A 13,491-nucleotide genomic window follows, 5' to 3' on the forward strand; every position below is an offset into this window, starting at 1 on the left:
ATGGAAAATAACCAGCCGATCATCATCAAGCGCGTCAAGAAATACGCGAGCGGGCATCACGGGGGCTCCTGGAAAATCGCTTTCGCGGACTTCGCGACGGCGATGATGGCGTTCTTCCTGGTGCTGTGGCTGCTCTCCACCGCAACACCAGAACAGAAGATTGCCATCGCCGGTTACTTCAAGGACCCGGTCGGCTTCACCGAAAGTGGCACCCCGTTCATCATTGATCTGGGTGGTTCGCCCACCCTGGCGCCGGAGAAGACCCTCAACCCTGAGGTGAAGTCCCAGCCTCAGCCAGACAGAGTCACCGTCGACACCGAGCAGATCGAAGGGATGGCCGAGCTGGTTGAAAAGGAGCGCCTGGAACTGTTGCTGCAAGAATTGCAGAACAAGGTCGATGAAAATCCGCAGCTGCAGAAATTCAAGGACCAGATCCTGTTCGAGATCACACCGGACGGTTTGCGCATCCAGATCATGGACGCCGAAAACCGGCCGATGTTTGATTCCGGCAGTGCGCGCCTGAAGCCGTATTTCGAAGACATCCTGCTGGCCATGGCCGACACCATCAAAGCGGTGCCGAACAAGATCAGCATCAGCGGCCACACCGATGCCAAACCGTACTCGGGCACCGGTGATTTCGGTAACTGGGAACTCTCGGCCAACCGTGCCAACGCCGCTCGCCGTGCGCTGGTGGCCGGCAGCTATCCCGATCAGCAAGTGGCGCGGGTAGTCGGTTATGCCTCGTCGGCGCTGTTCGATCGCGAAAACCCGTTCAATCCGGTCAACCGCCGGATCGACATCGTGGTGCTGACCAAGAAAGCCCAAAAGGCCATTGAAGGTTCGCAAGGTGTAGAACCTGCGCCAGAGCAGGCGCCAGCCCAAGGGCAGGGCGGCCCGGGCGAAGTGCCGGCCAAACCGGTCGATCCAATCGCATTGCCGGCGGATAAAGAACCGCTGCCGGCCCATGAGCTTCGCGAACGTTTGAATCTCTTCGAAAACCCGCCACCGAAACCGGCGGAACCGCCGAAGCAGTGACCCACAAAAAAGCCGACAGCGATGTCGGCTTTTTTGTGCCAGTCAGAAACCCCGTCGAATGCGGTTCTTGAGCTGGTCATGGAACAGTTCGGCATCACGCCGGTGAGTGCCGCGAACGGATTCGCTGAACGACTCCAGCCCCATCGAGCGCTTGGAGAGCAACTCCTCGCGATAGGCATCGATAAAGAAGTTGATGTCGTTCTCGCCGCTCAATTTCGGCCATTTATCGAGGTACTGCGGCAGTGCGCTGGGGCCGATCTTGTACGAGCAGATTCTTCGATTGCTGATGGTGGCCTCGCCGATTTCGAACGGCACCCACCACGACTGTGCAGTCTGCTCCGAGACCACGGCCATCAGGTGCGTACATTCGGTGATATTGCGTGTGATCACAGTGGTGATGTCTTCAGTGGTCTGCGACTCCGGGTCCAGCACGTCGAGGTAGGTCTTGATGTTCGCTTGCGTCAGGCGCGTGTTAATGGCCATCGCATAGGCGCGGTCGGTGTGGCGGTAGCTGATAAACACGGGCATCAGAAATGTCCTTTGAGCGCGAGTTCGCGGTAATAGGCACCGAGCGCGGTGAGGCGGCATCCGGTGGCGTTGATGGCCGCGTAGTACATGTGTTCGGCATCCACCGGTTCGATCAGGCTATGGCGATTGCACTTTTGCAGCTGCTTGAAGATGTGACCGTGGTCCGGGTCATACGTGGCTTCGGTGGGCTCGTAGCTGGGGTCGAGGGCGTACACAGACTGGGCCTCGGGAAACCATTCGGGTAACTGGCTCAGTATTTCTTCCAGGATCAGCGGCGGGACGTCGCGCAGGGCGATGAATTGCGACACGTTGGTTTTAAACACCGGACGTTGATCCCAGGCGCCCAGCGCGTTGTCTACGAACGAATACAGGCTGCCGGGCGTAATCTGGCCCAATACGTTGGCGGCACCGCCGTGAAGCGCTTGCAGCAGCAGCCCGGTGAACACGCCGTGGCCGGATTCTTCCAGGGCTGATTGGGCTTTCTTGCAGGCGGTCAATATCGTCATGCCTTCGCCGATCATGCTGGCGCCCCCGCGCAGACTGCGCATTTCGCCCGCGGCACCCGCTTCACAGCAATCGAGAATGATGACTTTGTTTTTGATCTTGTCGGCGGCGTTCGCCCACTGAAGGATGTCGCTGATGCGAATCCCATCGTTGCTGCAGCGATAATCCTGGGGAATCAGCATGCCTTCATCGATACCGCTTTCGAAGTGGCCATGTCCGGCGAAGTACAGCAGTGCCACATTGCAGTCGCCGGAAAACAATTGCTTGATGTTCTCTTCCAGCATCTGGCGACTCAGGTACTCCTCGGCAGATGTCAGCACCAGGTTTTTGAAGTTGGGTTTGCCCGTCGCATGCCGCTCCAATATCGAGGCCATGGCGATGGCGTCATTGTTACAGCCGGTGAGCGGCGCGACATGCGTGTAATGATTGATGCCGATAAACAGTCCCTTGCGCATGATCACCCCGCCGTATGCAGGCGAATCGCACTGACGATGCTGTTGGTGTTCCACGCACATTCGGCATGTGCCGCGTCCCGCACCACCGTGGAGATCCGCTCGGCGCCAAATGGTTTGATCGCGATAATCACCTTGCCCATGCGCTTGGCGATCTCGATTTCCTTGTTGATCCACTTGCTATAGGTGGAGTACATGCCGGCCATGATCAGCACCGCCGAGCAGGGGCGGATCTTGTTCTCGATGGCTTCTTCAAGTTGTTTGTCGGTTTGTGCGCCGACAATCGGGTTGTGCGGAGGAACTGAGAAATTTTTGAATTGGAACGATGGTTGCGCAGTGAGCAGTCGCACCAGATTGTCGTGCGCGTCAGAGTAGTTCCACGAATGGCTGATGAACAAATGGTAGGTTTGCATGGTTGTCCCTCGGTATCGCGACAGTGCGAAGAGGAACCGAATTTAGGCGTCTGAATTGCCCCCGCAAGACCTGCGCGGATAAAGAGAAACATCCTGCAAGCAGGTAGGCGCCAGGCTGACCGAAAGGTCTGACGTTTAAAACGCGGGGAGTTTTGCAGGGCGGGGATTTGTAATCGGCAGCCTCTCAGGCGTGAGGCTGCCGATACGTCTGTTTAGTAACTGGTTTCAGGCAAACTGGCGATGATCGAGCGGTAGCTGTTCATCCGTTGCTGCTGCACGCGGCCTTCTTCGAGGGCCTTGAGCAGCGCGCAACCCGGTTCGCGGTCGTGCTTGCAGTCGCGGAAGCGGCAGGTGCCGATCAGGTCGTTGAACTCGATGAAACCGGCTTCGACATCGGCACGGCTGACGTGGCCCAGGCCGAATTCACGAATACCCGGGGAGTCGATCAACTCACCGCCACCGGGGAAGTGGAACAACCGCGCGGTGGTCGTGGTGTGGGTGCCTTGGCCGGACAACTCGGACAGCGGGCCGACACGGGCTTCGACTTCCGGCAGCAGGCTGTTGACCAGCGACGACTTGCCGACACCGGACTGGCCGACGAACACGCTGATGCGTCCGTCCAGTTGTTCCTGCAGTTGCTCCATGCCATTGCCGTGGTGCGCCGATACTTCCAGCACCGGGTAACCGAGCGTGCGGTAGACCGCCAGCAAGGCATTCAGCGCCGGGGCGTTCTGCTCGTCGATCAGGTCGAATTTGTTCAGCAGCAGCAACGGCCGGATACCGGCGTGCTCGGCGGCGACCAGGTACCGGTCGATCAGGTTGGCGTGAGGCTCGGGCAGCGGGGCGAAGACGATGACGATCATGTCGACGTTGGCGGCCACAGGCTTGAGCTGACCACGGCTGTCCGGGCGGCAGAGTTCGGTTTTACGCGGCAGTTGCGCCACGATCACGCCGATCCCTTGGTTGCCGGCGCGCCAGACCACTTGATCGCCGGTTACCAGTGCCGGGAGGTTGGCACGCAAGTGACAGCGGAACACCTGGCCAGCCAGTTCGCCATCCAGCGCCTCGACTTCGACCTGCACACCGAAGTGCGCGATCACAAGGCCGGTCTGTTCCGGACCCAGGTCGCCACCCTCAAGTGCCTCGACAGCCGAGGACTCGCGTTTGGCGGCGCGGGCAGCGCGTTCGCCCTGAATCTTTTCGATGCGCCAGTTTTGACGACGATTGAGTTGGCGTTTGGCCATGGGTGTTCCGTATCAAAGAATGCAGCGATTAGGTAAAACGGCCGCGAGTTTAGCACGCCCCGCCGGTTGCCTAGGCTAAACTGCGCAGCATTGCCTAGGAGCCGACACATGCAAAACTCGCAAAATCTGATCTGGATCGACCTGGAAATGACCGGTCTGAACCCTGATACCGACGTCATCATCGAAATGGCCACCATCGTCACCGACAGTGACCTGAACACCTTGGCCGAAGGTCCGGTGATCGCCATTCACCACAGCGACGAAATCCTCGCCGGCATGGACGAGTGGAACACCCGCCAACACGGCGGCTCGGGCTTGACCCAGCGCGTTCGTGACAGCCGGATCAGCATGGCTGAAGCCGAAGCCCAGACCATCGCCTTCCTGGAACAGTGGGTGCCGAAAGGCAAGTCGCCGATTTGCGGCAACAGCATCTGCCAGGACCGCCGCTTCCTTTATACGCACATGAAATCCCTGGAAAGCTACTTCCACTACCGCAACCTCGACGTATCGACCCTCAAAGAGCTGGCCGCACGCTGGGCGCCGGACGTGCGCGACAGCTTCAAAAAAGGTAGCACTCATTTGGCGCTGGACGACATCCGCGAATCGATTGCCGAGTTGCAGCACTACCGCAAGAACTTCATCAAGTTCTGATTGAGTCTCGGGTGACGCCATCGCGGGCAAGCCTTGCTCCTACAAGTGCGTTGTCCGCGCTGATTTTGTAGGAGCAAGGCTTGCCCGCGATGCAGGCGACGCGGTCCTGCGCGATGATCGCCCTCTTTTGGTGCCTCGGTGAAGTGAGTAGACTGCGCGCCTTTCTGCAAGGACCGCCGCCATGTTGCTGATGCTTTACCTGATCGCCATCACCGCCGAAGCCATGACGGGCGCGCTGTCTGCCGGCCGTCGCGGTATGGACTGGTTTGGTGTGGTGTTGATCGCTTGCATCACGGCGCTGGGCGGTGGTTCGGTGCGTGACGTATTGCTCGGGCACTACCCGCTGACTTGGGTCAAGCACCCGGAATACTTGGTGCTGACCTCGGTCGCGGCCATGGTCACGGTGTTCACCGCGCGCTGGATGCGCCACCTGCGTTCCCTGTTCCTGGTGCTCGACGCCGTGGGCCTGGTGGCGTTCACCCTGATCGGCTGCATGACCGCGCTGGAAATGGGCCACGGCATGCTGGTGGCTTCGGTCAGCGGCGTGATTACCGGGGTGTTCGGCGGCATCCTGCGCGACATCTTCTGCAACGACATCCCGCTGATCTTTCGCCGCGAGCTCTACGCCAGCGTCTCGTTCGCGGCAGCGTGGTGCTACATGCTCTGCATCTACCTGCAATTACCCGGTGAGCAGGCGATTTTGATCACGCTGTTTGGTGGCTTCCTGCTGCGATTGCTGGCGATTCGTTTTCATTGGGCAAATGCCGAAGTTCGTCTACAACGACGAGGCTTAAGGCCTACACGGTCCCTGTAGCCGCTGCCGAAGGCTGCGTCCGAGGCCGCAGGACTCGCTTTCCGGGAAGGCGACTGCTACGCAGCCGGACGCAGCCTTCGGCAGCTGCTACAGGAGTCCGTGTTGCTTGAGCGCCCACTCGACATGTTCGCGCACTAACTCCGATGGGTAATCCCTGCGCGCCTTCAGTGCCTCCAGCACCGGAATGCTCGACGGCGCATTGCCCAACCCCACCGCCAGGTTACGCAGCCAGCGCTCGTAACCGGCCCGGCGTAAAGGCGAGCCTTCGGTGCTGCTGAGGAATTTGTCTTCGTCCCACATGAACAGTTCGGCCAGTTCGGCGTTGTCCAGGTTGTGCCGTGGCTTGAAGTCGCTTTCGCCGGAGGGGCGGGCGAAGCGGTTCCACGGGCAGACGATCTGGCAGTCATCGCAACCGAACACGCGGTTGCCGATCAAGGGGCGTAAATCTTCCGGGATCGCGCTTTTCAGTTCGATGGTCAGGTAGGAAATGCAGCGCCGGGCGTCCAGCACGTAGGGGCCGACGAACGCATTGGTCGGACAGATGTCGAGACACGCAGTGCAGCGGCCGCAATGTTCGGTGGCATGGGGCGGATCGACCGGCAGTGGCAGATCGACAAAGAGTTCGCTGAGGAAGAAGTAACTGCCGGCCTTTCGATTCAAGACCAGGGTGTTTTTGCCGATCCAGCCAAGACCGGCCTGTTCGGCGATGGCTTTTTCCAGCACCGGGGCGCTGTCGACGAAGGCGCGGAAACCAAACGGGCCGATCTGGGCCTGAATTTTATCGGCCAGTTGTTGCACGCGTTTACGGATCAACTTGTGGTAATCGCGGCCCAAGGCATAACGCGACACATAGGCTTTTTCCGGTTTTCCCAGCAATTGCGCCATCTGGGTGTCACCCGGCAGGTAGTCCATGCGCAGGGAAACCACGCGCAAGGTGCCAGGGACGAGCTCTTCCGGGTGCGAGCGTTTGCTGCCATGGGCGCCCATGTAGTCCATTTCGCCGTGGTAGCCGGCGGCGAGCCAGCGCTCCAGGTGCTGCTCATGCTCGGCCAGGTCGAGGCCGCTGATGCCGACTTGCTGGAAGCCCAGCTCGCGGCCCCAGTCCTTGATGGATTGGGCGAGGGCGGGCAGGTCTGTAGTAATTGCGGGCATGAGGCGAGAGAAACCGGAGCTGAGGTGCGTATAATTCTGCCAGACATCGGAGCCTGAAGACGCATGCCGCACACTAAAGATGATTTACCCGACGCGCTGTACAGCGCCGCGCAGGTCCGAGGGCTCGATGCGAGCCTGATCGCGGCCGGCACACCGGGCTTCGAATTGATGCAGCGCGCCGCACGGGCGACCTGGCGTGCGCTGGTCCGTCAATGGCCGTCGGCCAATGAACTCACTGTGCTGGCCGGTCACGGCAATAACGCTGGCGATGGTTATCTGGTTGCGGTGCTGGCCAAGCGTGCGGGTTGGTTGGTTCGCATCCTGGCGGTGGGTGATCCCCAGCGATTGCAGGGTGATGCGGCGTTGGCGCATGCCGAGGCAGTGTCCGAGAGCGTCTCTATCGACGCCTGGAAAGCACAAGCCCAACTAAGCGGTATCGTGCTGGACGCATTGCTGGGCACAGGTCTGACGGGTGAGGTGCGAGCGCCTTACGCCGACGCCATCGCGGCGATCAATGCCTGTGGGTTGCCGGTGGCAGCGGTGGATATCCCTTCCGGTCTGTGCGCCGATACCGGTCGCGTCCTCGGTATTGCAGTACAAGCCGAGCTCACCGTCACCTTCATTGGATTAAAGCTGGGGCTGTTCACCGGCGATGCCGCGGATGTGGTCGGCGACCTGGTTTTCAATGATTTGCACGCCGATCCACAGCTCATTGAAGTTGCGGCGATCAGCGCTCGTCGTCTGACGGCCGGTAACCTGCCGCGTCCTGCGCCCCGATCCCCGACTTCTCATAAAGGTAAATTCGGCCATGTGTTGCTGATCGGTGGTGATCGCGGTTTGGGTGGCGCGATCCTGCTGAGCGCGCAGTCCGCGCTGCGCAGCGGTGCCGGCATGGTCTCGGTGGCAACCCGCAGTGAACATGTGCCAGCCGCGCTGGCGAGAATTCCGGAAGCCATGGTGTTGGGCACTTCGTCGGCCAATCAGTTGATGGAACTGCTGCAAAAAGTGTCCGTGCTGGTGGTCGGTCCGGGCTTGGGGCAGGTTGCCTGGGGGCGCAGTTTGCTGTCGGCGGCCGCCAATGCGCCGTTGCCGCAAGTCTGGGACGCCGATGCGTTGAACCTTCTGGCCGAAGAGCACGTGAGACTGCCCAAGGATTGCGTGATCACCCCGCATCCGGGCGAAGCGGCGCGATTGCTGGGGATCAGCACCGCCCAGGTGCAGGCTGATCGCCCGGCGGCGGCGCATGCGTTGAGCAAAAAATATACAGCTGCCGTGGTGCTCAAGGGCGCCGGCAGTCTGATCGCCAGCCCCGATGGGCGTTTGGCGTTGTGTCATCAGGGGCATCCGGCGATGGCCGCCGCCGGGTTGGGCGATGTGCTGGCCGGTCTGGTGGGCGCGTTGCTGGCCCAAGGCATGCAGGCGTTCGACGCCGCCTGTCTGGCGGTTTGGTTGCATGCCAATGCGGGTGAGCAACAAGGTAAATTCGGCCGTGGGCTGGCGGCCAGTGATCTGATCCCGGCCATTCGTCAGTTGTTGGAGGAGCAAGCACCGTGTCTGAAGTAACCCTGTACCTGGCTGATGAAGAGGCGATGACTGCATTTGGCGCACGTATCGCAAAAACCACCGAAGGGCACGGTCTGATTTTTCTGGAAGGGGACCTGGGGGCGGGGAAAACCACGCTGTCACGGGGCATCATTCGCGGTTTGGGGCATGAAGGCGCCGTGAAAAGTCCGACCTTTACCCTGGTTGAACCCTATGAGATCGGCGACATTCGTGCCTTCCATTTCGACTTGTACCGTTTGGTCGATCCGGAAGAGCTGGAGTACCTCGGTATTCGCGACTATTTCGACGACGACGCCCTGTGCCTGATCGAATGGCCCGATAAAGGTGCAGGCTTTTTGCCAAAGCCCGACCTGACCATTACCATTAGCCCGCAAGACAGCGGGCGTTCGCTGAAAATTTTATCCCAAGGCTCGCGTGGCGAGATTTGGTGTGCCGCTTTGGCATTGGAATCCAATTAAATGATGGGGTCAGGTATGCGCTTTCGCGCGATGGTAGCTGCCGTAGGATTGTTGTTTTTGGCGGTGACCGTCGACGCTTTGGCCGATGCGAAGGTCAACAGTGTTCGCCTGTGGCGGGCGCCAGACAACACACGGCTGGTGTTCGACCTGACAGGGCCCGTGCAACACAGCGTGTTCACGCTGACTGCCCCGGATCGACTGGTAATCGACATCAATGGTGCGACACTCGGCGCGCCGCTGAACGTCAACACCTCCAATACTCCGATCACTGCCATGCGCTCGGCTCAACGCACGCCGACCGACTTGCGGGTGGTCATCGACCTGAAAAAGGCCGTGACCCCGAAAAGCTTCTCCCTGGCACCGAACGCTCAGTACGGCAACCGACTGGTGGTGGATCTGTTTGATAGCGCCGGCGATGCCGCGCCGTCTCCCACGCCGACACCGACTCCAACCCCTTCGGTCGCCACGATGCCGGCAGTGCCAGTCACGCCGGTTGAGCCTGCGATCAAGCTTCCACCGGCACCGGCTGGCAAGCGCGACATCCTTGTGGTGATTGACGCCGGCCACGGTGGTGAAGACCCGGGCGCTTCAGGCTCTCGCGGCCAGAAGGAAAAAGACGTGGTATTGGCCATCGCCCGTGAATTGCAGCGTCAGGTCAATGGCATGAAAGGCTTCCGTGCCGAACTGACCCGTACCGGCGACTACTTCATCCCGTTGCGCGGACGTACTGAAATTGCCCGCAAGAAAGGCGCCGACCTGTTCGTTTCGATCCACGCCGACGCCGCGCCGTCGGCCGCCGCCTTCGGTGCGTCGGTGTTTGCCCTGTCTGATCGTGGCGCTACTTCGGAAACGGCCCGCTGGCTGGCGGACAGTGAAAACCGCTCCGACTTGATCGGCGGTGCCGGCAACGTCAGCCTCGATGACAAGGACCGCATGCTCGCAGGCGTTCTGCTTGACCTGTCGATGACCGCGTCCCTGACGTCCAGCCTGAACGTCGGCCAGAAAGTCCTGAGCAACATCGGGCGGGTCACGCCACTGCACAAGCAGCGTGTGGAACAAGCCGGGTTTATGGTGCTGAAGTCGCCAGACATCCCGTCGATCCTGGTGGAAACCGGGTTCATCTCCAACTCCAACGAAGCTTCCAAACTGGCCTCCTCGAATCATCAGCAGGCGCTGGCGCGTTCGATCAGCAGCGGCGTGCGCCAGTTCTTCCAGCAGAATCCGCCACCGGGCACCTACATTGCCTGGCTGCGTGACTCCGGCAAAATCGCCCAGGGCCCCCGTGATCACCGGGTGAGTCCGGGTGAGACCCTGGCGATGATCGCCGTACGCTATCAGGTCTCGCCGGCCACGCTGCGCAGCGCCAACAACCTGTCCAGTGATGAGCTCAAGATCGGTCAGCACCTGACCATTCCTGGCACTGAGTTGGCGGCCAAAGAATGAATCAGGTCGTGATCAACAGCGCTCGCATCGAACTGCTCAGCCCGCGACTGGCGAACCAGATTGCCGCCGGTGAAGTGGTTGAGCGCCCGGCTTCGGTGATCAAGGAATTGCTGGAAAACAGCCTCGACTCCGGCGCCAAGCGCATCGATGTCGATGTCGAGCAGGGCGGCGTCAAGCTGCTGCGGGTGCGCGATGACGGTAGCGGCATTTCTGCCGATGACCTGCCGCTGGCACTGGCCCGACACGCCACCAGCAAGATCCGTAACCTGGAAGACCTTGAACAGGTCATGAGCCTGGGCTTTCGCGGTGAAGCACTGGCCTCGATCAGCTCCGTGGCGCGCCTGACACTGACGTCCCGCACCCGCGACGCCGATCAGGCCTGGCAGGTCGAAACCGAAGGCCGGGACATGGCGCCTCGCGTGCAGCCGGCAGCCCATCCGGTGGGCACGTCCGTGGAAGTGCGCGATCTGTTCTTCAACACCCCGGCGCGGCGCAAATTCCTCAAGACCGAAAAAACCGAATTCGATCATCTGCAAGAAGTGATCAAGCGTCTGGCGTTGGCGCGTTTCGATGTTGCCTTTCATCTGCGCCATAACGGCAAGACCATTCTCAGTCTGCACGAAGCCCACGACGATGCGGCCCGTGCCCGGCGTGTGGCAGCCATTTGTGGCTCGGGTTTCCTGGAGCAGGCATTACCGATCGAAATCGAGCGCAACGGCCTGCATTTGTGGGGCTGGGTCGGTCTGCCGACGTTCAACCGCAGCCAGGCCGACTTGCAGTACTTCTTTGTGAATGGCCGCGCAGTGCGCGATAAACTGGTGGCTCACGCAGTGCGCCAGGCCTATCGCGACGTGCTGTTCAATGGCCGGCATCCGACATTTGTGCTGTTTTTTGAAGTGGATCCGGCGGGCGTCGACGTCAACGTGCACCCGACCAAACACGAAGTTCGCTTTCGTGACGGGCGCATGGTTCACGACTTCCTCTATGGCACTTTGCACCGCGCCTTGGGCGATGTGCGGCCGGAAGACCATCTGGCCGCACCGGTTGAAACGGCCATCGTTCGACCTACCGGCCTCGACGCCGGCGAGTTCGGCCCGCAGGGTGAAATGCGTCTGGCCGCCAATGCGCTGCTGGAGCAGCCGCAGGCGCAGCCATCGTTCAATCCCCCAGCGGGCTCGGGCGCCGGCGCCGGTTATCAGTACCAATACACGCCACGGCCTAAGTCCGGCGTGCCGGTCGCGGAAGCCCAGGCTGCCTATCGTGAATTTTTCGCGCCATTGCCCGAGGCCAATGCGGTCGCCCTGCCGGCCGGGCAAGACGATATTCCGCCGCTGGGTTATGCACTGGCGCAGCTCAAAGGGATCTACATTCTTTCGGAAAACGCTCAAGGGCTGGTGCTGGTGGACATGCACGCGGCCCATGAGCGGATCATGTACGAGCGCTTGAAAATAGCCATGGCCAGCGAAGGCCTGAGCGGCCAGCCGCTGCTGGTGCCGGAATCGCTGGCCGTCAGCCAGCGTGAGGCCGATTGTGCCGAAGAGCACATCGCGTGGTTCCAGCGCCTTGGCTTCGAATTGCAGCGTCTGGGGCCGGAATCCCTGGCCATCCGGCAGATTCCTGCTTTGCTCAAGCAAGCGCAAGCCAATCGCTTGGTCAGTGATGTCTTGGCTGATCTGATGGAATACGGCACCAGCGACCGGATTCAGGCGCATCTGAACGAGCTGCTCGGGACGATGGCCTGTCACGGCGCGGTTCGGGCGAATCGACGCCTGGCGATCCCGGAAATGAACGGCCTGCTGCGCGACATGGAAAACACCGAGCGCAGCGGTCAATGCAACCATGGCCGACCGACCTGGACCCAATTGGGCCTGGACGATCTGGACAAACTGTTCTTGCGCGGTCGTTGATGAGCCAGCTCCCTCCTGCGATTTTCCTGATGGGCCCGACCGCAGCGGGCAAGACCGACCTGGCCATCGAACTGACCAAAGTCCTGCCTTGCGAGTTGATCAGTGTCGATTCGGCGCTGGTTTACCGTGGCATGGACATTGGCACGGCTAAACCGTCGAAAGAAATCCTGAGCGAATTCCCACACCGCCTGATCGACATTCTCGACCCGGCTGAGAGCTATTCGGCGGCTGATTTCCGCCGGGATGCCCTGCAAGCCATGGCCGAGATCACCGCGCGCGGAAAAATTCCGCTGCTGGTGGGCGGCACCATGCTCTATTACAAGGCGTTGGTGGAAGGTCTTGCGGACATGCCCGCTGCCGATCCGGACGTCCGTGCGCAAATCGAAGAAGAGGCTGCACGCCTTGGCTGGCAAGCGCTGCATGAGCAATTGGCAGTCATCGACCCCGAGTCCGCTGCGCGTATTCATCCAAACGATCCGCAGCGACTCAGTCGCGCACTGGAAGTTTATCGCGTCAGTGGTCAGAGCATGACTGAGCTCAGGTTGCGACAATCTGTGCAAAGTACTGAAGCAGCCGCCTCGGGACTGCAACAATTGCCCTATACTGTCGCGAACTTGGCCATTGCACCGGCAAATCGTCAGGTATTGCACGAGCGAATTAAACAAAGATTCACTTTAATGTTGGAACAGGGATTCATTGACGAGGTCGTAGCCCTGCGTAAGAGAAGTGACCTGCATTCAGGGTTGCCGTCTATACGTGCGGTAGGCTACCGACAAGTCTGGGATTACCTGGATGGCAAGCTGACACAAGCCGAGATGCAGGAGCGTGGAATCATTGCCACGCGCCAATTGGCAAAGCGTCAGTTCACCTGGCTGCGCAGTTGGGCTGATTTACACTGGTTGGACAGCCTCGATTGCGACAATCTGCCGCGCGCCTTGAAATACTTGGGGACCATCTCCATATTGAGCTGAGTCCTTGCAATTGCCGTCTATCCTTGGGGGTGTGACGGCTAAAGCCATCTGTTTACCTATTTTTTATATTGAATCCTTAAAGGAGTGCGGCACATGTCAAAAGGGCATTCGCTACAAGACCCTTACTTGAATACTTTACGTAAAGAGAAAGTTGGGGTGTCCATCTACCTGGTCAACGGGATCAAACTGCAAGGCACGATCGAGTCTTTCGACCAGTTCGTTATCCTGCTGAAAAACACCGTTAGCCAAATGGTTTACAAACACGCTATCTCGACAGTGGTACCGGTTCGTCCAATTCGTCTGCCAAGCGCAACCGAATCCGAAGCGGGTGACGCTGAGCCAGGTAACGCCTGATA

Annotated in this window: 13 protein-coding genes and 1 pseudogene; 9 read left to right on the forward strand and 5 right to left on the reverse strand. The window is 60.2% G+C overall.

Translation table 11 applies throughout. The features are described from left to right. Positions 1-1,035, forward strand: coding sequence for a flagellar motor protein MotB (gene motB, locus C7534_RS07710; protein WP_109785433.1), 1,035 nt, complete (start codon positions 1-3; stop codon positions 1,033-1,035). A 42-nt stretch (positions 1,036-1,077) separates the two neighbouring features. Here motB and C7534_RS07715 read toward each other — a convergent pair whose 3' ends face one another. From C7534_RS07715 to rsgA, 4 genes are all read right to left on the reverse strand, one after another. Beyond that, entirely contained in the window at positions 1,078-1,563 is a 486-nt protein-coding gene (locus tag C7534_RS07715) for a toll/interleukin-1 receptor domain-containing protein (protein WP_109785434.1), read from the reverse strand. Next, a complete protein-coding gene (locus tag C7534_RS07720) occupies positions 1,563-2,522 on the reverse strand; it encodes a caspase family protein (protein ID WP_046028392.1) in 960 nt (319 codons plus the stop codon). Before C7534_RS07720 ends, C7534_RS07715 begins: the two co-directional genes overlap by 1 nt. A gap of 2 nt (positions 2,523-2,524) precedes the next feature. Continuing rightward, positions 2,525-2,932 (reverse strand): TIR domain-containing protein, encoded by a 408-nt coding sequence (locus C7534_RS07725; RefSeq protein ID WP_046028393.1) that lies wholly within the window; start codon positions 2,930-2,932, stop codon positions 2,525-2,527. 212 nt (positions 2,933-3,144) lie between these two features. Continuing rightward, a complete protein-coding gene (rsgA, locus tag C7534_RS07730; protein WP_046028394.1) occupies positions 3,145-4,176 on the reverse strand; it encodes a small ribosomal subunit biogenesis GTPase RsgA in 1,032 nt (343 codons plus the stop codon). A gap of 108 nt (positions 4,177-4,284) precedes the next feature. Here rsgA and orn point away from each other — a divergent pair, with 108 nt between their 5' ends. After that, positions 4,285-4,827, forward strand: coding sequence for an oligoribonuclease (orn, locus tag C7534_RS07735; protein ID WP_046028395.1), 543 nt, complete (start codon positions 4,285-4,287; stop codon positions 4,825-4,827). 181 nt (positions 4,828-5,008) lie between these two features. Beyond that, a pseudogene (locus C7534_RS07740) lies at positions 5,009-5,621 on the forward strand (trimeric intracellular cation channel family protein). A gap of 107 nt (positions 5,622-5,728) precedes the next feature. Here the strand turns inward: C7534_RS07740 and queG are convergent. Next, complete coding sequence (gene queG / locus C7534_RS07745) at positions 5,729-6,793, reverse strand: tRNA epoxyqueuosine(34) reductase QueG (RefSeq protein WP_046028396.1); 1,065 nt, start codon at positions 6,791-6,793, stop codon at positions 5,729-5,731. 63 nt (positions 6,794-6,856) lie between these two features. Here queG and C7534_RS07750 point away from each other — a divergent pair, with 63 nt between their 5' ends. The 6 genes from C7534_RS07750 to hfq all read left to right on the forward strand — a co-directional run bounded on the left by C7534_RS07750 (position 6,857) and on the right by hfq (position 13,489). Next, positions 6,857-8,356 (forward strand): NAD(P)H-hydrate dehydratase, encoded by a 1,500-nt coding sequence (locus C7534_RS07750; protein ID WP_109785435.1) that lies wholly within the window; start codon positions 6,857-6,859, stop codon positions 8,354-8,356. Then, on the forward strand, positions 8,344-8,814 hold the full coding sequence (tsaE, locus tag C7534_RS07755) for a tRNA (adenosine(37)-N6)-threonylcarbamoyltransferase complex ATPase subunit type 1 TsaE (RefSeq protein WP_109785436.1): 471 nt from the start codon (positions 8,344-8,346) through the stop codon (positions 8,812-8,814). Before C7534_RS07750 ends, tsaE begins: the two co-directional genes overlap by 13 nt. After that, complete coding sequence (locus C7534_RS07760; protein WP_109785437.1) at positions 8,815-10,257, forward strand: N-acetylmuramoyl-L-alanine amidase; 1,443 nt, start codon at positions 8,815-8,817, stop codon at positions 10,255-10,257. Continuing rightward, positions 10,254-12,164 (forward strand): DNA mismatch repair endonuclease MutL, encoded by a 1,911-nt coding sequence (gene mutL, locus C7534_RS07765; RefSeq protein ID WP_109785438.1) that lies wholly within the window; start codon positions 10,254-10,256, stop codon positions 12,162-12,164. The genes C7534_RS07760 and mutL overlap by 4 nt, the downstream gene beginning before the upstream one ends. Then, the gene (gene miaA / locus C7534_RS07770) at positions 12,164-13,135 is read left to right on the forward strand and encodes a tRNA (adenosine(37)-N6)-dimethylallyltransferase MiaA (protein WP_109785439.1); all 972 of its coding nucleotides are present in this window, start codon (positions 12,164-12,166) and stop codon (positions 13,133-13,135) included. Before mutL ends, miaA begins: the two co-directional genes overlap by 1 nt. Before the next feature lie 93 nt (positions 13,136-13,228). Next, positions 13,229-13,489: an RNA chaperone Hfq gene (gene hfq / locus C7534_RS07775; RefSeq protein ID WP_007902656.1), complete on the forward strand. Its 261-nt coding sequence runs from the start codon at positions 13,229-13,231 to the stop codon at positions 13,487-13,489. Positions 13,490-13,491: the final 2 nt, after the last annotated feature.

It is taken from the genome of Pseudomonas sp. OV226 (assembly GCF_003148705.1).
Classification (GTDB): Bacteria; Pseudomonadota; Gammaproteobacteria; order Pseudomonadales; family Pseudomonadaceae; genus Aquipseudomonas.

Excerpts from the sequence above, each read along its gene's own strand:
- motB (WP_109785433.1), top strand. The coding sequence starts at position 1 with ATGGAAAATAACCAGCCGATCATCATCAAGCGCGTCAAGAAATACGCG.
- C7534_RS07715 (WP_109785434.1), bottom strand. The coding sequence starts at position 1,563 with ATGCCCGTGTTTATCAGCTACCGCCACACCGACCGCGCCTATGCGATG.
- C7534_RS07720 (WP_046028392.1), bottom strand. The coding sequence starts at position 2,522 with ATGCGCAAGGGACTGTTTATCGGCATCAATCATTACACGCATGTCGCG.
- C7534_RS07725 (WP_046028393.1), bottom strand. The coding sequence starts at position 2,932 with ATGCAAACCTACCATTTGTTCATCAGCCATTCGTGGAACTACTCTGAC.
- rsgA (WP_046028394.1), bottom strand. The coding sequence starts at position 4,176 with ATGGCCAAACGCCAACTCAATCGTCGTCAAAACTGGCGCATCGAAAAG.
- orn (WP_046028395.1), top strand. The coding sequence starts at position 4,285 with ATGCAAAACTCGCAAAATCTGATCTGGATCGACCTGGAAATGACCGGT.
- queG (WP_046028396.1), bottom strand. The coding sequence starts at position 6,793 with ATGCCCGCAATTACTACAGACCTGCCCGCCCTCGCCCAATCCATCAAG.
- C7534_RS07750 (WP_109785435.1), top strand. The coding sequence starts at position 6,857 with ATGCCGCACACTAAAGATGATTTACCCGACGCGCTGTACAGCGCCGCG.
- C7534_RS07760 (WP_109785437.1), top strand. The coding sequence starts at position 8,815 with ATGATGGGGTCAGGTATGCGCTTTCGCGCGATGGTAGCTGCCGTAGGA.
- mutL (WP_109785438.1), top strand. The coding sequence starts at position 10,254 with ATGAATCAGGTCGTGATCAACAGCGCTCGCATCGAACTGCTCAGCCCG.
- miaA (WP_109785439.1), top strand. The coding sequence starts at position 12,164 with ATGAGCCAGCTCCCTCCTGCGATTTTCCTGATGGGCCCGACCGCAGCG.
- hfq (WP_007902656.1), top strand. The coding sequence starts at position 13,229 with ATGTCAAAAGGGCATTCGCTACAAGACCCTTACTTGAATACTTTACGT.